The sequence below is a fragment of the Pseudomonas sp. GW823-FHT04A03 genome (assembly GCF_058796615.1).
Genome location: NZ_JBXAIV010000004.1, coordinates 463,117 through 485,287, shown reverse-complemented (window position 1 = coordinate 485,287; position 22,171 = coordinate 463,117). Strand labels below are relative to the sequence as shown.

Annotated in this window: 24 protein-coding genes; 7 read left to right on the top strand and 17 right to left on the bottom strand. The window is 60.5% G+C overall.

The features are described 5' to 3' along the window. The 6 genes from AC1Q9F_RS14855 to AC1Q9F_RS14830 all read right to left on the bottom strand — a co-directional run. Positions 1–356: helix-turn-helix domain-containing protein (locus AC1Q9F_RS14855; protein ID WP_492620024.1), on the bottom strand; the 356-nt coding region annotated here is incomplete at its 3' end. Between the two features lie 214 nt (positions 357–570). Next, positions 571–843 (bottom strand): type II toxin-antitoxin system RelE/ParE family toxin, encoded by a 273-nt coding sequence (locus AC1Q9F_RS14850; RefSeq protein ID WP_207984706.1) that lies wholly within the window; start codon positions 841–843, stop codon positions 571–573. Continuing rightward, positions 843–1,346, bottom strand: a complete 504-nt coding sequence (locus AC1Q9F_RS14845) for a hypothetical protein (RefSeq protein ID WP_492620025.1) — start codon at positions 1,344–1,346, stop codon at positions 843–845. The genes AC1Q9F_RS14850 and AC1Q9F_RS14845 overlap by 1 nt, the downstream gene beginning before the upstream one ends. Before the next feature lie 97 nt (positions 1,347–1,443). Then, positions 1,444–1,743 carry a hypothetical protein gene (locus AC1Q9F_RS14840; RefSeq protein ID WP_007952679.1) on the bottom strand — a complete coding sequence of 100 codons (300 nt, stop codon included), beginning with the start codon at positions 1,741–1,743 and terminating at the stop codon, positions 1,444–1,446. Positions 1,744–2,090: 347 nt separating this feature from the next. After that, positions 2,091–3,218, bottom strand: coding sequence for a hypothetical protein (locus AC1Q9F_RS14835; RefSeq protein WP_492620026.1), 1,128 nt, complete (start codon positions 3,216–3,218; stop codon positions 2,091–2,093). A gap of 102 nt (positions 3,219–3,320) precedes the next feature. Further along, positions 3,321–3,602 carry a hypothetical protein gene (locus AC1Q9F_RS14830; protein ID WP_007952677.1) on the bottom strand — a complete coding sequence of 94 codons (282 nt, stop codon included), beginning with the start codon at positions 3,600–3,602 and terminating at the stop codon, positions 3,321–3,323. Between the two features lie 304 nt (positions 3,603–3,906). Between AC1Q9F_RS14830 and AC1Q9F_RS14825 the strand changes: the two genes are divergently transcribed. The 4 genes from AC1Q9F_RS14825 (at position 3,907) to AC1Q9F_RS14810 (ending at position 8,287) form a co-directional block, all read left to right on the top strand. Then, positions 3,907–4,410, top strand: coding sequence for a polysaccharide deacetylase (locus tag AC1Q9F_RS14825; RefSeq protein WP_492620027.1), 504 nt, complete (start codon positions 3,907–3,909; stop codon positions 4,408–4,410). Between the two features lie 153 nt (positions 4,411–4,563). After that, entirely contained in the window at positions 4,564–6,492 is a 1,929-nt protein-coding gene (locus AC1Q9F_RS14820; protein WP_492620028.1) for a RecQ family ATP-dependent DNA helicase, read from the top strand. Between the two features lie 108 nt (positions 6,493–6,600). Continuing rightward, a complete protein-coding gene (locus tag AC1Q9F_RS14815; protein ID WP_492620029.1) occupies positions 6,601–7,824 on the top strand; it encodes a 3-hydroxyacyl-CoA dehydrogenase in 1,224 nt (407 codons plus the stop codon). A 31-nt stretch (positions 7,825–7,855) separates the two neighbouring features. Further along, positions 7,856–8,287 (top strand): acyl-CoA thioesterase, encoded by a 432-nt coding sequence (locus AC1Q9F_RS14810; protein ID WP_492620030.1) that lies wholly within the window; start codon positions 7,856–7,858, stop codon positions 8,285–8,287. A 55-nt stretch (positions 8,288–8,342) separates the two neighbouring features. Here the strand turns inward: AC1Q9F_RS14810 and AC1Q9F_RS14805 are convergent, their stop codons facing one another. The 4 genes from AC1Q9F_RS14805 to AC1Q9F_RS14790 all read right to left on the bottom strand — a co-directional run bounded on the left by AC1Q9F_RS14805 (position 8,343) and on the right by AC1Q9F_RS14790 (position 13,349). Further along, entirely contained in the window at positions 8,343–8,825 is a 483-nt protein-coding gene (locus tag AC1Q9F_RS14805) for a glycine zipper domain-containing protein (protein WP_492620031.1), read from the bottom strand. Between the two features lie 359 nt (positions 8,826–9,184). After that, positions 9,185–11,533, bottom strand: coding sequence for an FdhF/YdeP family oxidoreductase (locus AC1Q9F_RS14800; protein ID WP_179693005.1), 2,349 nt, complete (start codon positions 11,531–11,533; stop codon positions 9,185–9,187). After that, positions 11,530–12,369, bottom strand: coding sequence for a formate dehydrogenase accessory sulfurtransferase FdhD (gene fdhD / locus AC1Q9F_RS14795; protein ID WP_492620032.1), 840 nt, complete (start codon positions 12,367–12,369; stop codon positions 11,530–11,532). Before fdhD ends, AC1Q9F_RS14800 begins: the two co-directional genes overlap by 4 nt. A gap of 92 nt (positions 12,370–12,461) precedes the next feature. After that, positions 12,462–13,349, bottom strand: coding sequence for a LysR family transcriptional regulator (locus tag AC1Q9F_RS14790; RefSeq protein ID WP_064382760.1), 888 nt, complete (start codon positions 13,347–13,349; stop codon positions 12,462–12,464). A gap of 137 nt (positions 13,350–13,486) precedes the next feature. On the opposite strand from AC1Q9F_RS14790, the gene lysM reads away from it, so the two are divergent. Beyond that, positions 13,487–13,927 (top strand): peptidoglycan-binding protein LysM, encoded by a 441-nt coding sequence (gene lysM, locus AC1Q9F_RS14785; RefSeq protein WP_258712739.1) that lies wholly within the window; start codon positions 13,487–13,489, stop codon positions 13,925–13,927. 56 nt (positions 13,928–13,983) lie between these two features. Here the strand turns inward: lysM and yrfG are convergent, their stop codons facing one another. Beyond that, positions 13,984–14,646 carry a GMP/IMP nucleotidase gene (gene yrfG, locus AC1Q9F_RS14780; protein ID WP_007952643.1) on the bottom strand — a complete coding sequence of 221 codons (663 nt, stop codon included), beginning with the start codon at positions 14,644–14,646 and terminating at the stop codon, positions 13,984–13,986. Between the two features lie 88 nt (positions 14,647–14,734). On the opposite strand from yrfG, the gene nudE reads away from it, so the two are divergent. Beyond that, positions 14,735–15,301 (top strand): ADP compounds hydrolase NudE, encoded by a 567-nt coding sequence (nudE, locus tag AC1Q9F_RS14775; protein ID WP_064382762.1) that lies wholly within the window; start codon positions 14,735–14,737, stop codon positions 15,299–15,301. A gap of 5 nt (positions 15,302–15,306) precedes the next feature. Further along, positions 15,307–16,140, top strand: coding sequence for a 3'(2'),5'-bisphosphate nucleotidase CysQ (gene cysQ, locus AC1Q9F_RS14770; protein ID WP_492620197.1), 834 nt, complete (start codon positions 15,307–15,309; stop codon positions 16,138–16,140). Positions 16,141–16,153: 13 nt separating this feature from the next. On the opposite strand, the gene AC1Q9F_RS14765 is transcribed toward cysQ, so the two are convergent. The 6 genes from AC1Q9F_RS14765 to rfbA are packed head-to-tail and all read right to left on the bottom strand — an operon-like array spanning position 16,154 to position 22,163. Beyond that, positions 16,154–16,609, bottom strand: coding sequence for a thioesterase domain-containing protein (locus tag AC1Q9F_RS14765; RefSeq protein ID WP_492620033.1), 456 nt, complete (start codon positions 16,607–16,609; stop codon positions 16,154–16,156). Positions 16,610–16,649: 40 nt separating this feature from the next. Then, positions 16,650–18,038 carry a sigma-54-dependent transcriptional regulator gene (locus AC1Q9F_RS14760; RefSeq protein ID WP_207984717.1) on the bottom strand — a complete coding sequence of 463 codons (1,389 nt, stop codon included), beginning with the start codon at positions 18,036–18,038 and terminating at the stop codon, positions 16,650–16,652. After that, positions 18,035–19,843: a sensor histidine kinase gene (locus AC1Q9F_RS14755; protein WP_085608660.1), complete on the bottom strand. Its 1,809-nt coding sequence runs from the start codon at positions 19,841–19,843 to the stop codon at positions 18,035–18,037. Before AC1Q9F_RS14755 ends, AC1Q9F_RS14760 begins: the two co-directional genes overlap by 4 nt. Before the next feature lie 36 nt (positions 19,844–19,879). Next, positions 19,880–20,749: a dTDP-4-dehydrorhamnose reductase gene (gene rfbD / locus AC1Q9F_RS14750; protein WP_492620034.1), complete on the bottom strand. Its 870-nt coding sequence runs from the start codon at positions 20,747–20,749 to the stop codon at positions 19,880–19,882. Next, positions 20,746–21,291 carry a dTDP-4-dehydrorhamnose 3,5-epimerase gene (gene rfbC / locus AC1Q9F_RS14745; protein WP_207984720.1) on the bottom strand — a complete coding sequence of 182 codons (546 nt, stop codon included), beginning with the start codon at positions 21,289–21,291 and terminating at the stop codon, positions 20,746–20,748. Before rfbC ends, rfbD begins: the two co-directional genes overlap by 4 nt. Beyond that, positions 21,288–22,163 (bottom strand): glucose-1-phosphate thymidylyltransferase RfbA, encoded by an 876-nt coding sequence (rfbA, locus tag AC1Q9F_RS14740; protein WP_492620035.1) that lies wholly within the window; start codon positions 22,161–22,163, stop codon positions 21,288–21,290. The genes rfbC and rfbA overlap by 4 nt, the downstream gene beginning before the upstream one ends. Positions 22,164–22,171: the final 8 nt, after the last annotated feature.

Sequence of the window (22,171 nt, the reverse complement as noted above, 5' to 3'; positions counted from 1 at the left end):
TTTACGACAGAGACGCCGTAGTCGTTCTTCAGTACATCTACCACGTCTTCAAAAAACTTGGCTTTCTGATTTGCCAGCGCCAACTGCTCCTCAAGCTCTTTGATTCTCTGCTCGGGAGTTAAGGGCAAAGTGGGCTCGTCCATCGGTCGGTTCCTTTGGGAACGAATGGAGGCGCCTTGGCTCCAGTCTTGCCGACCATGCTTGCGTAACCAAACCAACACCGTCGACCGACCCTGAATTCCGTAGCGCCGTTGAGCCTCTTTATAACTCAACTCGCCTTTTTCGACTTGGTCGACAACCGACAATTTAAAAGTCAGCGTGTAATCGCGTTGACTGCGTTTTGTGCCCGAATCCATTGCACCCTCCTGATAAGAAGCCAGAAGGTGTAAACCTTATTCAGGACGAGACATAGCGAATGAAAAAGCCGCCTCTTGAGGGCGGCTTTTTTGTGGGTGATGGGTGAGACTTCACCGTCACATCAACTGCCATTATTCCCGCAGAATCCGCGTTAAACAGCCAGAATAATGCTACTTAAGGAGCCGCGAACTCCTAGCATTTTCTCTCCAGCCATCATGGCCATTGCCGTCTGGTATGCAGCACTCGTAGCACTTCCACAACATCAACTTTGACTGTGTAGATGATGACGTAGTTTGGAGTGACGACGATTTCGCGGGTACCTCCCACGATACCTCTTCGGTACAAGGCTGGGTGCTGCCGAGCGCTTTCTCCTTTCAGTTCGAAGGCCTCATCAAGTTCAATCGCTGCAGCGGGATTTTCCTGGCCGATACGTTCCATGATGTTGTCTCGGTCATCCAGCGCCTCTTGGCGCCAGACCAACCTCATCAACTTACTCGCTGACGAAGGGCATCCCGTTTGGCGGCAAATATCCTACGAGCGTCTTCATCGCTGACGCTGGGTCTTGGGTCATCAATGCTGATTTGTACCTGTTGCTTGACCCATTCTTCATACGCAGCTGCTTCATGAGCTTGTTTCATCGCTTCGGCGCGATCTGGGCGGGCATAGGTTTTTATCTGAAGAGGGTCATAACTGGAGGCGTCCACATCGAAGTGATTGATGCCCACTCCTTGCAGGTAGGTCACCAGTGTTTCAAGCCGCTTGAACAGACGTACCTGGCCACTGCGTTGTGCGGTCAGTGAGTATTCTTTGCTTCCTTGCTGAATCTGAATCGACCAGCCACCGGGTTTGGCGACGACATGTGCGCTACTGATCGAACCGTTCTCAAACAGCCGCGTGAGAGTGCTGTGATCAATGGTTTCAGTGGTCATGAAGGCAAGCCCTTGGTTGAACAATGGCTCCCATCGTACGCAATCAATAATAGTTTGCAAAATTCTGATCCTTAAGTTTCGCGCCGGAGATGTCAGCGTCAGTGTTCGAGATAGGGGCAGGCAGTTCTAGCTGTGAACACGCCTGCCGAGGAGTTCGTCAGGCCGGCGCTTTCCAGTTGAGCATTCGCTGCTGGGCGACCTGGAGCAGGTCATAGCCGTCTTTGGTGAGAAGGTAGAGCGCGTGGGTGATGTGCGGGATGTCTTCGACGTCGGCGTGTTTGAAGCAGAGGCAGTAGAGGGTTTGCAGCAGGTCGCTTGAGGCGCGCAGGCGCTGGACGGCGCATTCGAGGATGTCTTGCGGGTTGGCTTCGGTGTCGATGACGAGGGGCTTGGTGTCGGTGAGGTTGGAGTCGAGTGGGCGGTAGCGATCGGAGTGGAGCTCGTTCCATGATTTCATTTTTTAGATCCTCAATTGCTTCGAATGAAGCCACCACATCGTGACCAAGCGACTGGAGGCGACTGTGTTCGGGTTGGTCAACCGGTGAGGATCATGCACATACCCGGCACGCTCGAAAGCGTCCCAAACACAGCCACCATAACGCTGCTGGCAATTGAGTGCCGGCAGCATACAGCGGACGCGAATGCATGATCCATTCGGGTGACCAAGCCCGAGTCGCTGAATTGGCAGCGACAGTCACAACTATAGGTTTCAGCCCACTGGCGCCGATAGAAGACAAGGCGCCGCTGCGTGTAGGAACGGGATGCAGATTCCGGCAGGCCATTCCTACAGATCAATCACGGTTTTCAACGAATCGCCCGATACCCCTCAACATCCAGCACACTCGTCGTCAGTCCACTCGCCGGGCTGAAGATCGTGCCTTTCACCGTCGAAAACGGAACGCCTTTGCTGCCCAGCGAAACGTAGCGCTCGCCTTGATCCAGCTCGGTGAACCAGGTGTAGGAACACTTTTCCATGGCCTTGTATTTCGCTGCCGCATTGACGATGGCGGCGGTGTGGTTGCGAAGGTCGGCGTCGGTGAGGTTGAGGTTTTTGTCGAGTACGGTGCCCCAGCGTTTCAGGCAGACCTCGGCAAAGTGGCGGACGATGAGGCCGGGTTCGGCCAGCACTTTTGGACCACTGTTGCCATCGGCGGAGGCGTTGCCGACCAGGGTGGCGTGACGGCCGGGCATGGGGAAGATGCTGGTCTTGGTGCCGGTCGCGGTTTGCGGAATGACGCAGCTGAAGCCCTTGGAGCGTTCATCCCGCGCGTAGAAGCCCACATATTCTTTTACGTTGCTGTTGAGCTTTACCCGTTGTTCCTGAAAGTTGCCGATGCCCGGCACCGGGTCAATGGCAAAGATATTCACTGGAATGTTTTTCAGTGCACTGTCGTTGAACATGGCATTGGCCAGCATATGGCAACTGATACCGCCGCGGCTCCAGCCCACCAGATTGACTTTTGTTGGAATAACTCCGTCCTTGCGAAAGGTTTTAATAATTTGCTCCTGTAACTTCTGTTGCGTGACGCTGCGATCGCCATAGTTATATTTACGCCACAGCCAGGAACCTTCGACTTTTACATCTTCGATCGGAATGCCGGCGGCTTTGAGGCGGTTGTATTCCGCTTCGGTCAGTTGCTCGCGCTGCCAGTCGCACTTGCCTTTGATGATGTTCATCGCGTGCTGGACGTTTTCCTCCCAGCCCTTGCCGAACAAGGTCCCGCTGAGGCCGTAGTCCTTGGATTGGGTGAACAGTTCATCGGCTTGCAGGTTGCTGGTGCCGGGGCCATCGACCACGATCCATTCGGCGAACTCGCGACCGACGTGATGAGAGGCAAGTGTGGAGACCAATTCACCGTCCCAATAGTTTTCGTGGGTATTATCAAACTTTGTCGAACCTGTACCGCAAAAGAAAATAGTCAGCGTAGTCATGTTGTTGCTCTTGGTTGATGTAAGAGCAAACAGGCTAGTTCCAATCTTGGTTGTAATGGAAGTGATGGGTTGTTGCGAACTTTGTAAGTTGGTTCGCTGGCTTTAACTATTTATTCTTTGTCTGGCAACTTCCAGTAAGTCACAGCCGTCCTGCGTCAACAAATAAAGCGCATTGACGATGTTGGGGATATCTTTCACGTCGGCCTGTTTGAAACACAAACAGTAAAGAGTTTCCAGCAGATCACTGGCGGCACGCAGGCGTTGATCGGCGGCATTGAGCAAATCACCCGGTGCTGCTGCGGTGTCGATGACCATTACCGGGTTGTCGCCGTCGCAGGTCTTGAGAGGGCGAAAACGAGTATTCAGCGGTGTGAACATGTTCATGATTGAGGCGTGTCCTTTACGAAGTCGCTTCGGCGGGCCGACACAGTGTTTTCAGTCGCGCCGGCCACTATAGAAGGGCGTCGTCGAGTGGGACAAGACAGCCACAATGGACAGAATTCGTAGGGGTTTTTCCGGGGTCCGGGCATTTGCCCTACGCGTTTTAGCGGCTTTTTCACAGCCAAACCCTGACGGGCGAAATTTCCCACGTGTTTGTCGGGCGATTCCCGTTAAACATCTGTATGGTGCGCGCCAGAATCCGTAGGGCGTTTCCAGACGTCCGACACAGACTTAAAGGGAATTAGGTATGCAGTGGCTACGAATGGCCTCGATCGTTTTGCTATGGGCCAGTGGTTGTCGTTTGGCGTTAGCCTCCGAGGCGGGCAATGGACTGGTGCTCACGCCAGTGGAGCGCACCGAATGGCCGGACGCACTCACGACCCAGGCCAGCATCGACACGGCCTCCCGCGCCGAAGTGCTGATGTTTGGCAAGGCATTGCTGGCCAGCGAAGGCCTGGATGAATCCGGACTCAAACAACGTCTGGGCGTGCCGCATGTGCAGCTCAAGTCGATCCGCCAGGTGCGTGACGGCCTATGGGATCGTCTACTCACCACCTACCGCATCGCCAGCCAGAACTGCGACGCGCAGGCGTTTTGTCCACGGGTGCGCAGTGTCGCCGACCTGCGTCAGTTGGCGGCGGCATTCACCGGTGATATCAGCCCGGCCCATGCACTGTGGGCCAGCAAAAGCCAGGGCGTGCATGAGCAGCTGTTGAACGAGCAATTGCGAGTGGCGGTGTTGCAGCCGTAGCCCCACTGTCACAGTCCCGCCGTCACGACGTTGGCCAAAGGCTGGAGGTCGTCGGGTATCATCCCGTATCGATTTGCCCCCCGACCTTTTCTCGACGCGCTGCGATCGCCCGCTAGGCTGTTGGCATCACAGCGGTCAACGGAGTGACAGCGAATGCACAACACCCTGGAACAGGTTTTCGGTTATCCACAGTTTCGACCCGGCCAGGAGACCGCAATCAGCGCCGTTCTCGCCGGGCGCTCGGCGGCGGCGATCTTTCCCACCGGCTCCGGCAAGTCTCTTTGTTATCAGGTGCCGGCACTCTTGCTGCCACACCTGACGCTGGTGGTCTCGCCGCTGCTGGCGCTGATGCAGGATCAGCTGGAGTTCTTGCGACGACACGGGATTTCGGCAGGCAGCATCGATTCGGCGCAGAGCCGCGAAGACGCCAACGATGTGATGGCTCGCGCCCGTTCCGGCGAACTGAAGATCCTGATGATTTCCGTGGAGCGTTTGAAGAACGAGCGCTTTCGCAACTTTTTGCAGCAGGTGCCGATCTCGCTGCTGGTGGTGGACGAGGCGCACTGCATCTCCGAATGGGGCCACAACTTCCGCCCCGACTACCTCAAGCTGCCGGACTACCAGCGCCAGTTCAATATCCCGCAAACCTTGCTGCTGACCGCCACGGCAACGCCGAAAGTCATCGCCGACATGCAGGCGAAATTCGCCATCGCGGCAGAAGATGTGGTGACCACCGGTTTCTATCGGCCCAACCTCAATCTGCTGGTCGAGCCGGTGCGTGGGCAGGACAAGCGCCGACGGCTTGTGGAGTGGATGAGCGAGCGCGCGGGTCAGCCGAGCATCGTCTACGTCACCCTGCAAAAAACCGCCGAGCAGATTGCCGAACATCTTGAGCGCAATGGCATTCAGGCCGAGGCTTATCACGCCGGTTTGCCCCATGAGCAACGGGACGCGATCCAGAAGCGCTTCATGGGCGGGCAGTCCAATTGCATCGTCGCCACCATCGCCTTCGGTATGGGCATCGACAAAAGCGACATCCGTAACGTGGTGCATTTCGACCTGCCCAAATCCATCGAAAACTACAGCCAGGAAATCGGTCGCGCCGGACGTGACGGGCAGCCGTCCGACTGCCTGGTGCTGGCCAACCGCGACAGCCTCAACGTGCTGGAAAACTTCGTGTATGGCGACACGCCGGAACAGGACGGCATTCGTCATGTGCTGGACGAGTTGCAGGCCGCCGCGCCCGAAGGCCAATGGGAATTTCTGCTCGGGCCGCTGGCGGACCAGAGCAACATTCGTTCATTGCCTTTGAAGACGTTACTGGTGCAGCTTGAGCTGCGAGGACTGATTGCCCCGCGCTACGCGTACTACGCCGAATACCGTTTCAAATACCTGCTTGAGCCCGAGGCGTTGCTTGAGCGTTTCGAGGGCGAGCGCAGGGATTTCGTCGCCGCGATCATCCAGACCTCAAGCCGCGCACGCACCTGGGCCACGGTGAATTTCGAGGCGATGTACGAGCAGTATTCCGCCGAGCGCAATCGGGTGGTGAAGGCGCTGGATTACTTTCAGGAAAAGGGCTGGGTCGAGCTTGAGAGCAAGCAGATGACCGAGGTCTACAACGTCCTGCGCAGCGATTTCGACAACCAGGCCCTGAGCGCTGAACTGCATGACTATTTCACCCGCCATGAGCAAACCGAAGTGGCGCGGATTCACGCCATGCTCGAGCTGTTCGCCACCGAGCGATGCCTCGGATATCGGCTGGCCGAATATTTTGGCGATCACAATGCGCCACAGCAGTGCGGACATTGCTCGGTGTGTCACGGGCAAGTCGCCCGGCTGCCGGCACCTCCGGAATTGCCGGCGCTTGTGGATAAAAGTTTTGCGGCGTTGTGTGGCGACTTTATCCACAGGCATCGGCAGCACGCCGGCAGTGCTCCGTCGGCGGAGCGGTTGACCCGGTTCCTGTGCGGAATCAGCGTGCCGTTGTTTACCAAGCTCAAGGCACGGGCCATTTCCGGGTTTGCGGCGCTTGAGGAATATCCCTACGCCGAGGTTCGGGCCTGGGCTCAGGCGCATCTTTGAGTCTCGAATCCATCTGCTGAATGTCGATCATCACGGCAATGAACTTCAAAAATGCCCGGTGGCTGACTATGGTGATGGCTGTCTTCGGATCGCCAACAAGAGAACAACATGAGCCAGACATCCTTCGCTATTCAGCAGGCCGCCGTGATCGGCGCCGGCACCATGGGCCGCGGCATTGTCATGTGCCTGGCCAACGCCGGCGTGTCAGTGCAGTGGGTCGATAACAATCCACAGATGCTCGAACAGGCGCTGGCCACCGTGGCTGATACCTACGCGCACAACGTGCGACAGGGGCGGATCGACCAGGCCGAGGCCGATGCGCGGATCGCCCGTGTCAGCGCGGCGGCAGACTATGTGGCGATCCGCAATGTCGACCTGGTGATCGAAGCGGTGTACGAGAATCTTGAGCTCAAGCAGAAGATCTTCCGCGAGCTCGATGGCGTGCTGAAGCCCGAGGCGCTGCTGGCGAGCAATACTTCGGCGCTGGACATCGACGCCATTGCCGCCGCGACACGACGCCCGACTCAAGTGCTGGGCCTGCATTTCTTCAGCCCGGCGCACATCATGAAATTGCTGGAAATCGTCCGTGGCGCGCAGACCTCGCCGGCTGTGCTTGAAGCTGCGCTGGAGCTGGGCAAGCGCATGGGCAAGGTCAGTGTGGTGTCGGGCAACTGCCACGGTTTTATCGGCAACCGCATGCTCCATCCGTATGTGCTCGAAGCACGCAAGATGTTGCTCGAAGGGGCGTACCCGCATCAGGTCGATGCGGCGTTGCAGAGCTTTGGTTTCGCCATGGGGCCGTTTCGCATGTACGACGTGGTCGGCATCGATCTCGAGTGGCGTGCCCGCGAACTGGCCGGCAAGGGGCAGGACGCGCCCGAAGTTCAGGTGGATAACCGCTTGTGCGAACAGGGTCGCTTCGGTCAGAAGTCCGGCAACGGTTATTACCACTACGAGCCGGGCAGCCGTCAGGCCGAGCATGATCCCGAAGTCGATGCGCTGGTGTTGAACGTCAGCGAAGGGTTGGGATTTCATCGCCGGGATATCGGCTCGGAGGAGATCCTCGAGCGGTGCCTGCTGGCGTTGGTCAACGAGGGCGCGAAGATCCTGCAGGAGGGGATTGCCGAGTCGGCGCATGACATCGATCAGGTCTATCTGAATGGCTATGGCTTCCCGGCGGAGCGGGGCGGGCCGATGGCCTGGGCGGATGATCAGGGTCTGGCAGACATTCATAAACGGTTGCTGGCGCTGGAGACCCGGCAGGGCGATCACTGGCGTCCGGCGCCATTGATCGGCGAGCTGGCGGCGCGAGGCAAGGGTTTTTACCTTTAGACTGGGCAAATCACTCCAGGAATCGACACTGATGTCCAACCCGATGCCGCAACGCAGCGATTACCCGCACTTCCAGCCGATCACCACGCGCTGGCATGACAACGACGCCTACGGCCACGTCAACAACGTCACCTATTACAGCTTCTTCGACACGGCGGTGAACACGTACCTGATCCAGGTCGGGGGGCTGGATATCCATGACGGCGAGGTGGTGGGGTTTGTGGTGAGTTCGTCCTGCGACTATTTCGCGTCGATCGCTTTTCCGGATCGAATCGAGATCGGTCTGCGGGTCGGCAAGCTGGGCAACAGTTCGGTGCAATACGAACTGGCGGTGTTCAAGGAAGGAGAGGTGGAAGCCTGTGCCGCTGGACGCTTCGTGCATGTATTCGTCGACCGGGCATCCAATCAGCCGGTGTCGATTCCGGTCCGATTGCGCGAAGCGCTGGAACGCCTGACGGTGTGACGGGCAAAAAAAATCGCAGCCCGGGGGAGCTGCGATTTTTTTTCAAACTTTCGCCTTAACGGTGGCGATAGTAGCGGTGATGCTTGCGATGGCCGTAGGCATGACCGCGACCGCGGTGGTCGTCACGGTAGTAGCGACGATCATCATGGCGACGATCGTAACGACGATCATCGTCATCGCTCTTGTTGCCCATGTAGTTGCCCAGCGCGCCACCCGCGCCGCCGCCGGCTGCTGCGCCGATCAGGCTGCCGGTGGTGCCGCCCATGCTGCGGCCGACCACGTTGCCGCCGGCTGCGCCCAGCGCACCGCCGATGGCTGCTTCGCCACGGCTGCGCTTGTCGGCGCCGACCGCACTACCACCCGCGCCGCCCAGGGCTGCGCCAATGGTTGAACCTGTACTGCCGCCTAACGACTGACCGACGACCGAGCCAAGAACCCCGCCCAATGCGCCGCCCACACCTGCTTCGGTGGTGCCTCCGGCAGAAGCGAAGCCACTGACCAGGCCAAGGGACAACAAGAGAATCGAGGAGAACTTCATAGAGGAGCCTCAAAGGGATGACGGCGCGATCCTGAGGCTCTGGAATGGGCGTGACAATCGAAATCCGACGAATAACACGACTTGTATACAATTCTGCAAGTTACTGATTTTTGGGCGGAACTTAACAGTTTTTCGCCGGTCTTTAACTACTTCGGACAGGCCGCTTTGATCACAAAGCGGCCTTTTTTGTGGGCGTTTGAAAAGTGTTCGTGCAGGAAAAAATCATTGATTCGGCTGCCGCTTTCGCGAGCAAGCTCGCTCCCACAGTGACGGTGTTCTTCCAGAAAAGACCCGTACTCATGTGGGAGCGAGCTTGCTCCGGGCGGCGTTCCGACGAAGGCGCCCGTTCAGGCGCCGTATCAGGCCGACTTGGCCATGATCAGCCCCGTTTCACTCGCCGCTTCCAGGCGAATGGCAATGAACTTCGACGTCGGCGTATGGCTGCCATCGCCGGTGCTTTCCAGCGGCACCAACGGGTTCACCTCAGGGTAATAAGCCGCCGCCTGCCCCGCAGGAATATCGAACGCCAAGAGCGTGAAGCCCTTCACCCGACGTTCACGGCCATCGTCCCACAGCGACACGATGTCAGCCTTCTGCCCAGGCTTGAAGCCCAGGCGAATGATGTCCGCCTCGTTGGCGAACAGCACATCACGTTGCCCCTTCACGCCGCGATAACGATCGTCGAGACCATAAATCGTGGTGTTGTATTGATCGTGGGAACGCATCGATTGCAGGATCAGGTCCGGCAGTTGCCCGGTAGCGCGAGTGCGCTCGTGGATCAGGTCCTTGGGCAGCATGTTCGGCTTGAAGTTGGCCCGGCCCGACGTGGTGTTCCACTTGCGCGCGCCGGCGCTGTTACCGAGGTAGAAACCGCCCGGGTTCTTGACCTTCTCGTTGAAGTCCTTGAAGCCCGGGATGGTGTCGGCGATCAGCTCGCGGATGCGCCGGTAGTCGGCCACCAGCCAGTTCCAGTCCACCGGTTTGCTGCCCAGGGTCGCGGCGGCAATGCCGGCGATAATCGACGGCTCCGAGCGCATCTGGTTCGACAGTGGCTGCAACTGACCGTTGGAGGCGTGCACCATGCTGAACGAGTCTTCCACGGTGACGGCTTGCGGGCCTTCGGTCTGGATGTCGATGTCGGTACGGCCCAGGCACGGCAGGATCAACGCATCCTTGCCGTGAGCCAGGTGGCTGCGGTTGAGCTTGGTGCTGATCTGCACGGTCAGGTCGCAGTTGCTCAGGGCCTGGAAGGTGCGCGGGCTGTCCGGCGTGGCCTGGGCGAAGTTGCCGCCCAGACCGATGAACACTTTGGCGCGACCTTCGGCCATCGCATGAATCGCTTCGACCACGTTGTGCCCGTTGTGACGTGGCACCTTGAACTGGAAGCGGCGCTCCAGGGAATCGAGGAACGCCACCGGCGGACGCTCGTTGATGCCCATGGTGCGGTCGCCCTGCACGTTACTGTGGCCACGCACCGGGCACAGACCGGCGCCGGGCTTGCCGATGTTGCCGCGCAGCAGCATCAGGTTGGCGATTTCCTGGATGGTCGGCACCGAGTGACGATGCTGGGTGATGCCCATCGCCCAGCACATGATCACGTTCTTGCCTTTGGCGTACATGCGCGCCGCTTGCTCGATCTCGACCAGAGTCAGGCCGGACTGCGCGACGATCTGCTCCCACGGCGTGTCATCGACGACGCCGAGGTATTCCAGCACGTTGACGCTGTGCTCATTGAGGAAGTCGTGATCGAACACCGCCGGCGCACCGGCCTTCTGCGCATCGCGCTCCCATTGCAGCAGGAATTTGGCCATGCCACGCAGCACTGCCATGTCACCGCCCAGTGCCGGGCGGAAGTACGCGGTGTTGGTCGGCTTGTCGCCGTTGGTGAGCATTTCGATCGGGTGCTGCGGATGCTGGAAGCGTTCCAGACCACGCTCTTTCAGCGGGTTAATGCACACGACCTGAGCGCCGCGCTTCACCGCTTCACGCAGCGGTTCGAGCATGCGCGGGTGGTTGGTGCCCGGGTTCTGGCCCCAGACGAAAATCGCATCGGCGTGTTCGAAATCGTCGAAGGTCACGGTGCCTTTGCCGACGCCGACACTCTGCGCCAGCGCCACGCCGCTGGCCTCGTGACACATGTTCGAGCAGTCGGGGAAGTTGTTGGTGCCGAAGGCGCGCACGAACAGTTGATACAGGTACGCCGCTTCGTTGCTGGCGCGGCCCGAGGTGTAGAACTCGGCCTGATCCGGACTCGACAGCGCTTGCAGGTGTTTGCCGATCAGCGCGTAGGCATCGTCCCAGCTGATCGGTTTGTAGCGATCGGTTTCGGCGTCATACACAACCGGCTCGGTCAGGCGACCCTGATATTCGAGCCAGTAGTCGCTCTGTTCCAGCAACGCGGTGACGCTGTGCTTGGCGAAGAACTTGCCGTCGACCCGGCGCTTGGTCGCTTCCCAGTTGACCGCTTTGGCGCCGTTCTCACAGAACTTGACCATGCCGCTTTCCGGCGAATCGCCCCAAGCGCAACCCGGGCAGTCGAAGCCGCCGTTCTGGTTGGTCTTGAGCATCATGCGCAGGTTTTTCAGCGCGTTGTCGCTGGTCAGCCAGGCCTGGGCCACGCTGATCAGGGCGCCCCAGCCGCCTGCTGCGCCCTTGTAAGGCTTGTAGCGCGGGACGGGTTTCTGGTCGGCTTGATGGTGTTGGCTCACGGGTGTTTCTCCATTTCTGGGCTATACACCCGCGGCGCGTTCTTTTGCGGCAGGTGGATGAGATTGAGGTTGTGGCGTCGGGCCCATTGCACGGCGAGGCCGGTGGGCGCGGACAGGCTGACCAGGGTCTGAATCCCGGCCCGCAAAACTTTCTGGATCAATTCGAGGCTGCAACGGCTGGTGACAATCGCCAGTCCGCCGGCTGTGAATATCTTTTGCCGGATCAGGCCGCCGATCAGCTTGTCGAGGGCGTTGTGCCGGCCGATGTCTTCACGGCCCAGCAACAATTCACCGCTGGCGTTCATGAACACCGCCGCGTGCACCGCACCGCAGTGCTGGCCCAGCGGCTGGAATGCGCCGATGCGCTGACGCAGACCGTCGAGCCATTCGATGGGCGGCAAGGGGGCGCCGGGCAAAACCTTGAGATCAGGCAGCGCCTGCTCGACCGCTTCGACGCCACATAGCCCGCAGCCGCTGGTGCCGGCCAGTTGCCGACGTTGTTGCTTGAGGTTCCAGAAAGCGCGGTTGGCGATGGTCACTTGCGCGTATTGCGCCGAGCCCGAACCGCTCAGTTGCAGGTCGTAGATGTCCGAGGCGTCTTCGATGATGCCGCTGCCGAGGCTGAAGCCGACGATGAAGTCTTCAAGGTCGGTCGGGGTGACCAGCATCACAGCCTGGCTAATGCCGTTGTAGGCAATCGCCAACGCGACTTCTTCGGCCAGGGCGGTGCTGGCCGATTCCGCGAGGGGAAGATCGCTGTAGCTGTAGGTCTGACTGGCGGCAGGCGCGGGCGTTTCGAGAGCAGGCGCCGCGCAGGCCGGGCGCTTGGCGTTCATGGCATCACCGACGGATTGATCAACGTTAAGACTAGGCGCGGCAAGTTGTCGCGTCTAATCGCTAGTGTCGATCCTTCGATAGATGCCGTCGATCAAGCGTCCGTTGGTGATTTTTGATAGAGCGCGAAACAGGCCTCGGCCAACGCCGAGCGCGGGGCGCCGCGGCGCATGATCAGGCCCAGTCGGGCGAGGGTCTGGGCGTTTTCGATGGGTTGCAGACGCAGGTTATCCGTGAGGTTTTCCAGACCGCCGTCCAATGGCATCACCGCGCAGCACAGCCCGCCGTGCACAGCTTGCAACAATTGGTGGACGGCGTCGGTTTGCAGCAACGGTTGCGGCGTCAGGCCACGACTGTGGAAGTTATGGTCGATGGACTGGCGAAAGTGCATGCCGCTGGTGAGCATGCCCAGGGGCAGTTCGATCAGTGATTCCCAACTCAGCGGTGCTTCGCCAAAGCTGAAGAACCGCTGGTCGTAGAGCAGGCCCATCTGCGTTTCACTGAACGCCAGGGATTCAAACCGCTCGCCGTCGAGGCGATCCAGATAAGACACGCCAATATCGATGCGATTGTTCGCCAGTTGCTCCAGAACCTGTTCGGAGCTCAGCGAGGACAGCTCGAAACGCAGGTTCGGGTGTTGCGCGTGCAGGCGTTGCATCAAAGGCAGCGCATCGAAACTCGACAACGGCACCACGCCCAGCCGCAGGGTGCCGATCAGATTGCCGCGACAGGCCGCCGCTTCCGCCTGCAAGCCGTCATAGGCCGCCAGCACCGTGCGCGCCCAGGCCAGCACCCGTTCGCCCGGCGCAGTGAAACCTTCGAAGCGCTGGCCACGGTTGACCAGCGGCAGGTCGAGTTCTTCCTCGAGGCTGCGCAGGCGCATCGACAAGGTCGGTTGGGTGATGTGGCAGCGGGCGGCGGCCTGGCCGAAATGGCGGGTTTCGTCGAGGGCGATGAGGAATTTCAGCTGCTTGATGTCCATCTTCGCTCCGGGGCGCTGGCAAGGGTGGGCGATTCTACCGCTTGCGCGAGGGCAGGGTCATTGGTCGGGCCGGAACCGGGTTTGTCCGGGGTGGTCTAGGCTTGGGCGTCTGGAACTTAAATCAAGGAGTGTGCGCTATGAGTCTTTTGAGCTTTGTAAAAGAGGCCGGTGAGAAGTTGCTCGACCTGCTGACCCCCGGCAACGCCAATGCCAGCGACCAGTTGAAGGAACACATCAGCAAGGTCGGGTTGGGTAACCCGAATGTCCAGGCGACCGTGGACGGTGACAAGGTAACGGTCACCGGCGAGGTGGCGAGCCAGGAAGAGAAAGAGAAGATTCTTCTGGCAGTGGGCAACATTGCCGGTGTCGGTAGCGTCGATGACCAGATCACCGTGACCGGGCCGGTTGTGGCGGCGGCGCGTTTTGTGGTCGTGAAGAAAGGCGACACCCTCAGCGCGATTTCTCTGGCGGTGTATGGCAACGCCAACCAGTACAACAAGATTTTCGAGGCCAACAAGCCGCTGCTGTCACATCCGGACAAGATTTATCCGGGGCAGACGCTGCGTATTCCCGAGTAACAACACGCCTGCGGGAGCAGCCCTTGGCGGCTCCCGCAGTCTTCAGAGCCCGGCAATCAGAGCCCGGCAATCAAATCCCGATAATCCTCGACCGCCGCAAACTCCCCGGTGTCCTTCGGCCCTTTGCGGCTGTCCGGCTCTTTCACGGCCAGCAGATGCGCCACGCCGAAATTCCGCGCGCTACGCAGGATCGGCAAGGTGTCGTCGATGAACAGGCTGCGTGCCGGGTCAAAACCGATGTCGGCTTGCAGGGCGTCCCAGAATTGCGGGTTCTCCTTGGGGAAACCGTAATCGTGGGAGCTGATCAGCCGTTCAAAGTACGGCGCCAGTTCGATTCGCTCCAGTTTCAGCGACAGTGAATCGCGGTGCGCGTTGGTGATCATCACCACGCGTTTGCCGGCTCGTTTGATCGCTTCCAGAAAGGTGTCGGCGTCCGGGCGCAGGGCGATCAGGTGGGCGGTTTCCAGTTTCAGTTCACGCACCGACAGCTTCAGCTCCGCGCTCCAGAAGTCCAGGCAGTACCACTGCAATTGACCGGCATGGCGCTCGAACAGCGGCTGCAATTCCATTTCCGCCATGGCCCGGCTCACGCCATGCAATTCGGCGTAGCGTTGCGGCAGGTGTTCCAGCCAGAAGTGGTTGTCGAAGTGCAGGTCCAGCAACGTGCCGTCCATGTCGAGCAGAACGGTATCGATGTCGGACCACGGTAATGAAGGCATGGCAACGTCTCGAACGGTAGAAAGATATCCGACGCAAACAATCGGAAAAGCCGCGTTATAGTAGCGCGTTCACGCCAAGGAGCTTTGCATGCGCCAGAAACCCACCGTACTCGCCCGCGAGATCGTCGCCACCAGCCGGCTGTTCTGCGTCGAAGAGCTGAAGCTGCGTTTCTCCAACGGCGTGGAACGCACCTACGAGCGGCTGGTCGGCAAGGGCGCCGGCTATGGCGCGGTCATGATCGTGGCGATGCTCGATGCCGAGCACGCGGTGCTGGTCGAGGAATACTGCGGCGGCACCGACGAGTATGAACTGTCGTTGCCCAAAGGCCTGATCGAACCCGGCGAAGACGTGCTGGCTGCCGCCGAACGCGAGCTCAAGGAAGAAGCCGGTTATGGCGCGCGACAGCTGGAGCATCTGACCGAGCTGTCGTTGTCCCCCGGTTACATGAGCCAGAAGATTCAGGTGGTGCTGGCCACCGATTTGTACGAAGAACGCCTCGAAGGCGATGAGCCCGAGCCGATGCGTGTGGACAAGGTCAACCTGCGGGAGCTGTCGGCGCTGGCGCAAAATCCGAATTTCAGTGAGGGACGCGCCTTGGCGGCGTTGTACCTGACCCGCGACCTGCTGACCCAGCGCGGATTTTTCCAGTCATGAGTGAGATGCCGATGAGTTTTCCCCATCCGTTGATGGCGCCGGTAGTCGAGCTGGCATTACGGGCCGGAGAGGCGATCCTGCCGTTCTGGCGCGCCGATGTAGCCGTCACCGCCAAGTCCGATGATTCGCCGGTGACGGCGGCGGACATGGCCGCTCACCACGTGATCGTGGCCGGCCTGACAGCGCTGGATTCGAGCATTCCGGTGCTGTCCGAAGAGGACGCCAATATCCCGCAAAGCGCGCGCGCCGGGTGGCAGCGCTGGTGGCTGGTGGATCCGCTGGATGGCACCAAGGAGTTCATCAGCGGCAGCGAAGAATTCACCGTCAACATCGCACTGATCGAGAACGGCCGGGTAGTGTTCGGTGTGGTGTCGATGCCAACCAACGGGCGGTTCTACGTCGGCGGAGCCGGACTTGGTGCCTGGCGCGGCGACACAGGCGGCACGCCGGTGGCGATTCAGGTTCGTGATGTGCCCGGTCCTGGCGAAGCCTTCACCGTGGTCGCCAGCCGCCGTCATTCGAGTCCGGAGCAGGAACGCTTGTTGGCCGGGTTGAGTGCCAGCCTCGGCGAGCTGCAGCTGGCCAACATCGGCAGTTCGCTGAAGTTCTGTCTGCTGGCCGAAGGGGCGGCGGATTGTTACCCGCGACTGGCGCCGACTTCGCAGTGGGACACGGCAGCCGCGCAGGGTGTTCTGGAAGGGGCGGGTGGCGAGGTGCTGGATCTGAGCGGCGAAGCGTTCTGTTACCCACCACGGGAGTCGTTGTTGAACGGTTTCTTCCTGGCGTTGCCGGCGAAAGCCGCATGGCGGGCGAAGCTGCTCGAACTCGCCCGCTCGTAAGCGCGTTCTGTCTTCAGCGGTGCAGGACGTACTGCCCGCTGAACGTCACCGCATCCTCATCGCTTCCCTTATTGACCACCCGCGTGTGCAGGGTCAGTCGCGCCCGTCCGTAGCGCTGATACGTCGCCAGAAATTTCTTCCACACCGCAGCGCTCGGTGACGGGCAGATCGCAATGGCATCGCCGGTGACCGGCAGTGGATAACTGATCTGCCCTTCCTGAATCACGATGTGCCCGTCCTCGATGCCTTCCTCTTTCAGGCGCAAATGCAGCCAGCCCCAACCCGCCAGCACCGCGCCGCAATACAGGCTGCCACCGAACATGGTGCTCTTGTGATTGACGTTGGCGTCCAGCGGCAGGTGCAGGCGTAGTTGCTGTTCCTGCCAGTCGAGCACTTTGAGGCCCATGTCCCGGGTCAGCGGGATGTCGTGGTGAAGGACGGATTCCAGATAACGACTGTCGTGCTTCATGCCCGGACCTCTTGCGGCAGAAAAGTGAATTGAGCGTGCTTCATTCGGATTCGTCGGAATGGCCGCCGCTGCCAGCGAAATTCAGCCCGTGCTTGCGCAGTTTGTCGTGCAGGGTCTTGCGCGGAATGCCCAGGGCTTCGGCGAGACTGCGTACGGAACCGTGAGAGCGGGCCAGTTCGGCGGCGATCAGAGACTTCTCGAAGTGTTCCACTTGCTCGCTGAGCCCGCCCGCCGTGATTTCGACGGTGGTGCCGGGGCTACCATCGGGCTGCGTGTTGTCCAGTGCCAGTTCCAGGCCGAGGGCAAAACGCTCCGCCGCGTTCTGCAATTCCCGCACGTTGCCCGGCCATGAATGGCGCAGCAGCAACGCCCGTTGCGCCGGTTGCAGTTCATGCGGTGGCAGACCATGGCGAGCGCTGGCTTCGTCGGCGTAATGCTGGAACAGCATCAGCGCGTCTTCGCCCCGCTCACGTAGTGGCGGAATGCGCAGCGGTGCCACGTTGAGTCGGTAATACAGGTCCGCCCGGAAACGTCCCTGATCGGCAGCCTGGCGCAGGTCTTCCTTGGTGGCGGCGATGACGCGGATGTCCAGCGGGATCAACTGATTGCCGCCCAGGCGTTCGACCACGCGCTCCTGCAACATGCGTAGCAGTTTGACCTGCACATCCATGCTCATACTTTCGATTTCGTCGAGGAACAGCGTGCCGCCATTGGCGAATTCGAACTTGCCGATCCGGCGCTTTTGCGCGCCGGTGAAGGCGCCGGGTTCATGGCCGAACAGTTCGCTCTCGACCACCGACTCGGCCAGCGCACCGGCGTTGATCGCCACGAACGGGCCGTTACGCCGGCTCGACAGATCGTGCAGGGCGCGGGCGACGACTTCCTTGCCGGCGCCGGTTTCGCCAAGGATCAAGACGTCGGCCTTGGTCGCCGCCAGTGCACCGATCTGCTCGCGCAGACGCGACATCGGTGCGGACTGGCCGACCAGCCGCGCGCTCAGTTCGTTGCGATCACTCAGGGCCATGCGCAGGCTGCGGTTGTCCAGCACCAGGCGGCGCAGGGCCAGGGCGCGGCGCACGCTGTCGAGCAGGGCGTCGCTGGCGAAGGGCTTTTCCAGGAAATCGTATGCACCGGCACGCATGGCCTGCACGGCCAGTGGCACGTCGCCGTGGCCGGTGATCAGCAGCACGGGCAGTTCCGGGTCCTGGGCGTGCAGTTCGCTCAGCAGTTCCAGGCCATCCATGCCGGGCATGCGGATGTCGCTGACCACCACACCGGGCCAGTCGCGCTCCAGTTGCGCGGCCAGGCCCTTGGCTTCGGACAGCGGAAGAATTTTCAGGCCGGCCAGATCCAGGGTCTGGCCGAGGGCCTGACGCAGGTGCGGATCGTCGTCGATCAGCACCACCTGAATGCGGTTGTCGATGGTCATGCGCTTCGATCCTCGGACGGTTGCAGGCTGACCCCGGGCGCGCCGGCGCGCAGCCGCAGGGTGATCAAGGCGCCGCCTTGCTTGTGGTTGGCGAACGACAGTTCACCGCCGAAGGCGCGCATCAGGGTTTCGCAAATGGCCAACCCCAGACCGAGACCCTGAGTGCGGGTCTTGGTCGTGTAAAACGGTTCGCTGGCGCGGCCCAGGGCTTCCATGCAGAAACCCGGGCCATTGTCGCGAATGTACAGGTTGACGCCTTCGTCGGTGGATTCGGCACTCAGCCACAATTTGCGCGGCGGGCCTTTTTCCGTCAGGGCATCGAGGGCGTTGGCCAGCAGATTACCCAGCACTTGGCGCAGACGGGTTTCCCCGGCCTCGACCCACAAGGTCGCGGCGGGCAGGTCGCGGATCAGTTCAACGTCCATGCTGCGGCGACGCTTGGCCAGCAAGGCAAGTGCGTCATCCAGCGCCGGTTGCAGGGCCACGCTTTCAGGGGCATGGCGGTCGCGGCGGGCGAAGGCGCGCAGGTGGGCGATGATCGACGCCATACGCCCGGTCAGCTCGCTGATCAGTTTGAGGTTGCCTCGCGCATCTTCGGTGCGTTCGTGGTCGAGCAGCACTTCGGCGTTCTCGGCGTAGCTGCGGATCGCCGCCAGCGGTTGGTTGAGTTCGTGGCTGATGCTTGCCGACATCGTCCCCAGCGCCGACAGTTTGCCGGCCTGCACCAGGTCGTCCTGGGCGCGCACCAGTTCCTGCTGCGCCTGTTCGCGTTCAAGCACTTCCTGCTTCAAGCGGCGGTTCAGGCCTTCGAGATCGCTGGTGCGTTCGGCGACCCGTCCTTCGAGTTCACGTCGGGCCTTGGCTTCGAAGGCGATCCGTTCCAGGTAATGACGACGACGCTGCATCATCAGGCCTAGCAACAGCATTACCACCAGCAAGGTGGCGCCGCCGATTGCCACGACCGTGCGCACCGGTCGGTCGATCAATGTGCGCGGGGCGAGGATGCTGACGCTCCAGCCGGTTTCCGCGATGTCCTGGGTCTGCGGCAGCCACGCAGTCGGGCTCAGGTTCAGGGGCCGGGGCTCGCGGGTCGGGTAGGGCTGGATCGCGGTGATCGCCGCGCGCTCGGCATCACTCAGGGTGCGGGTCGCGCGAAAGCGCCATTCCGGGCGCGAGGTGAGGATGACGACACCGTTGTGGTCGGTCACCAGCAGTTGTTCCGGGGTTTTTCCCCACAGGCTTTCGGTGTGGTCGAGGTCAACCTTGATCACCAGTACCCCGATGATTTTTTCGCCATTGCGCACGGCAGCGGCGAAGAAATAGCCGCGTTTGGCGGAAGTGGTGCCCAACCCGAAGAAGCGCCCGAGGCGTCCGGCCATGGCCTCGCTGAAGTACGGCCGGAAAGAGAAATTGCGCCCGACGAAACTGTCGTGCTTGTCCCAGTTCGACGCCGCGAGCGTCTGGCCGCTGGTGTCCATCAGGTACATGACTTCGGCGCCGGTCTGCGCGGCGATGTTCTTCAACAGGCGGTTGGCGTTGCCCTGGGTCACGCCGTCGTCCGGTGCCCCGAGCACCGCGCGCAGGGCCGGCAGGTCGCCGAGGATTTGCGGCAGCACTTCATAGCGATGCAGGGTGCCCAGCAGGTTGGCGACGTAGAGGTCGAGGGTCTGGCGGTTCTGGCCGGCCAGTTCGCTGCGGTAATAGCGCTCGGCGAGATGCTCCAGCGGCCAAAGCAGCGGAGCCAGACACAGGGCCAGCAGGGCGAGGCTGCGCCAGCGGGGGCGGCGGGGAAGGGTCGGAGTCATGAGCATCGGGCGCCTGTGGGTACAGGCGCATTATGCCTAGGCTTGCCCGGCAAGACACTCGTGCAGCGCGGTTTGCCAGTCCGGCAGACTGACGCCCCACTCACGCTGCAGGCGACTGCAGTCCAGACGTGAATTCAGGGGACGTGCAGCAGGCGTCGGATAGTCGCTGGAAGGGATCGGTATTAGTTCTGCGCAGGGTTTGCCCTGTTCACGCAACGCTGCGCCAATGGCCTGGGCGAAGCCGAACCACGAGGTATGCCCGCCGGCCGTCAGGTGGTAGGTGCCCCAGGCCCCGGTTTGCCCTGACTGCCAGCGTTCAATGAGTGCCAGGGTACTTCGGGCGATACTGCCCGCCCAGGTAGGGGCTCCGATTTGATCGGCGACAACGCGCAATTGTGGTTTTTCCTGGAGCAATCGCTGCATGGTCAACAGAAAATTCCGGCCATGGGTGGAGTAGACCCAACTGGTTCGCAGAATCAGGTGTTGCCCCTGAACGTCGGCGATGGCTTGCTCGCCCGCCAGCTTGCTTCTGCCATAGACACTCAGCGGGGCTGGTACATCGGATTCGTTGTAGGGCTCGTGCTTGCTGCCGTCAAAGACGTAATCGGTGGAGTAATGAATCAGCGGAGCACCAAGCCGCGCCGCTTCCTCGGCCAATACACCGGGCCCTGTCGCATTGATGGCGAAAGCCAGTTCGGGCTCGCTTTCAGCCTGGTCGACTGCAGTATGGGCCGCGGCATTGATAATCAGATCGGGAGCGATCTGTCTGACCTGCTGGCGGAGTTGCGCAGGCTGAGCCAGGTCAAGCCGGTCACGCCCCGGCACGATCAGATCGCCGATACCGGCCAGGCGCAACTGCAACTCTTTCGAGACCTGACCCTGCTGTCCACAGATGAGAATTTTCATGGGAACAGGTCGGCCTCGTTCAGGCTTTTACCGTTCTGATCCTTGGCCGAGAGCTGCGGGGCAGACTCCAGCTGCCAGTCGATGGCCAGCGTCGGGTCGTCCCAGCGGATGCATCGCTCGGCAGACGGCGTGTAGTAGTCGGTGGTCTTGTAGAGAAATTCGGCAAAATCGCTAAGCACGACAAAACCGTGAGCGAAGCCTTCGGGTATCCAAAGCTGGCGATGATTGTCTGCCGACAGGCGCAAGGTGAGCGATTTGCCGAAGTATGGCGAGCTACGCCGGATGTCCACGATAACGTCGAGCACTTCACCGGCGGTCACTCGCACCAGCTTCCCTTGGGTGTGTTCCAGTTGATAGTGCAGGCCACGCAACACACCCTTCTGCGAGCGTGAATGGTTGTCCTGTACGAACTGCGCGTTCACGCCCGTCGCTTCGGCAAACGTCTTGGCATTGAAGCTTTCATAGAAAAAACCACGGTCATCACCAAACACTTTAGGTTCGATGATCATTACACCGGGAATATCGGTTTCGATCACGTTCATCGGTTTTCTCCAGCAATCGAATACAGGTACTGACCATAGCCGGTCTTGCCGAAGTACTGCGCGCGCTCGAGCAGATGTTCGCGGCTGATCCAGTTGTTCAGATAGGCAATTTCTTCCAGACAGGCAACTTTCAGGCCCTGGCGGTGTTCGATGGTCTGCACGTATTGGGACGCTTCAAGCAGGCTGTCGTGGGTACCGGTGTCGAGCCAGGCGAATCCACGCCCGAAACGCTCGACCTGCAGATCGCCACGTTGCAGATACGCGTTGTTGACGTCGGTGATTTCCAGTTCGCCACGGTGCGATGGTTTGACGGCCTTGGCGATCCTGATCACGTCGTTGTCGTAGAAGTACAGACCCGTCACCGCGTAGCTGGACTTGGGCTTCCCGGGTTTCTCTTCGATGGACAATGCGCGCCCTTCGTTGTCGAAGTCGATCACGCCGAAGCGCTCGGGATCCTTGACCCAATAACCGAACACCGTTGCGCCGTGAGGTTTGCGGGCGGCTCTTTTCAACTGTTCGCTGAAGGATTGGCCGTGAAAAATGTTGTCGCCGAGGATCAGACACACCGGATCATTACCAATGAACTGCTCGCCAATCAGAAAGGCCTGGGCCAGTCCATCGGGGGATGGCTGCTCGGCATAGCAGAACGAGACCCCGAACTGGCTTCCATCGCCCAGCAGGTTGCGATATTGCGGAAGATCCTGCGGAGTGGAAATCACCAGGATTTCCCTGATCCCGGCCAGCATGAGCACCGAGATCGGGTAATAGATCATCGGTTTGTCGTAAACCGGCAGCAGCTGTTTGGACACGCCGAGCGTGATCGGATGCAATCGTGTGCCGGAGCCTCCGGCGAGAACTATTCCCTTCATCATGCGAGCAG

Excerpts from the sequence above, each read along its gene's own strand:
- AC1Q9F_RS14810 (WP_492620030.1), top strand. The coding sequence starts at position 7,856 with ATGTCCAACCCGATGCCGCAACGCAGCGATTACCCGCACTTCCAGCCG.
- nudE (WP_064382762.1), top strand. The coding sequence starts at position 14,735 with ATGCGCCAGAAACCCACCGTACTCGCCCGCGAGATCGTCGCCACCAGC.
- AC1Q9F_RS14820 (WP_492620028.1), top strand. The coding sequence starts at position 4,564 with ATGCACAACACCCTGGAACAGGTTTTCGGTTATCCACAGTTTCGACCC.
- AC1Q9F_RS14760 (WP_207984717.1), bottom strand. The coding sequence starts at position 18,038 with ATGACCATCGACAACCGCATTCAGGTGGTGCTGATCGACGACGATCCG.
- AC1Q9F_RS14765 (WP_492620033.1), bottom strand. The coding sequence starts at position 16,609 with ATGAAGCACGACAGTCGTTATCTGGAATCCGTCCTTCACCACGACATC.
- lysM (WP_258712739.1), top strand. The coding sequence starts at position 13,487 with ATGAGTCTTTTGAGCTTTGTAAAAGAGGCCGGTGAGAAGTTGCTCGAC.
- cysQ (WP_492620197.1), top strand. The coding sequence starts at position 15,307 with ATGCCGATGAGTTTTCCCCATCCGTTGATGGCGCCGGTAGTCGAGCTG.
- AC1Q9F_RS14850 (WP_207984706.1), bottom strand. The coding sequence starts at position 843 with ATGAGGTTGGTCTGGCGCCAAGAGGCGCTGGATGACCGAGACAACATC.
- rfbA (WP_492620035.1), bottom strand. The coding sequence starts at position 22,163 with ATGATGAAGGGAATAGTTCTCGCCGGAGGCTCCGGCACACGATTGCAT.
- AC1Q9F_RS14815 (WP_492620029.1), top strand. The coding sequence starts at position 6,601 with ATGAGCCAGACATCCTTCGCTATTCAGCAGGCCGCCGTGATCGGCGCC.
- AC1Q9F_RS14755 (WP_085608660.1), bottom strand. The coding sequence starts at position 19,843 with ATGACTCCGACCCTTCCCCGCCGCCCCCGCTGGCGCAGCCTCGCCCTG.
- rfbC (WP_207984720.1), bottom strand. The coding sequence starts at position 21,291 with ATGAACGTGATCGAAACCGATATTCCCGGTGTAATGATCATCGAACCT.
- AC1Q9F_RS14835 (WP_492620026.1), bottom strand. The coding sequence starts at position 3,218 with ATGACTACGCTGACTATTTTCTTTTGCGGTACAGGTTCGACAAAGTTT.
- AC1Q9F_RS14805 (WP_492620031.1), bottom strand. The coding sequence starts at position 8,825 with ATGAAGTTCTCCTCGATTCTCTTGTTGTCCCTTGGCCTGGTCAGTGGC.
- AC1Q9F_RS14790 (WP_064382760.1), bottom strand. The coding sequence starts at position 13,349 with ATGGACATCAAGCAGCTGAAATTCCTCATCGCCCTCGACGAAACCCGC.
- AC1Q9F_RS14840 (WP_007952679.1), bottom strand. The coding sequence starts at position 1,743 with ATGAAATCATGGAACGAGCTCCACTCCGATCGCTACCGCCCACTCGAC.
- yrfG (WP_007952643.1), bottom strand. The coding sequence starts at position 14,646 with ATGCCTTCATTACCGTGGTCCGACATCGATACCGTTCTGCTCGACATG.
- AC1Q9F_RS14825 (WP_492620027.1), top strand. The coding sequence starts at position 3,907 with ATGCAGTGGCTACGAATGGCCTCGATCGTTTTGCTATGGGCCAGTGGT.
- AC1Q9F_RS14830 (WP_007952677.1), bottom strand. The coding sequence starts at position 3,602 with ATGAACATGTTCACACCGCTGAATACTCGTTTTCGCCCTCTCAAGACC.
- rfbD (WP_492620034.1), bottom strand. The coding sequence starts at position 20,749 with ATGAAAATTCTCATCTGTGGACAGCAGGGTCAGGTCTCGAAAGAGTTG.
- fdhD (WP_492620032.1), bottom strand. The coding sequence starts at position 12,369 with ATGAACGCCAAGCGCCCGGCCTGCGCGGCGCCTGCTCTCGAAACGCCC.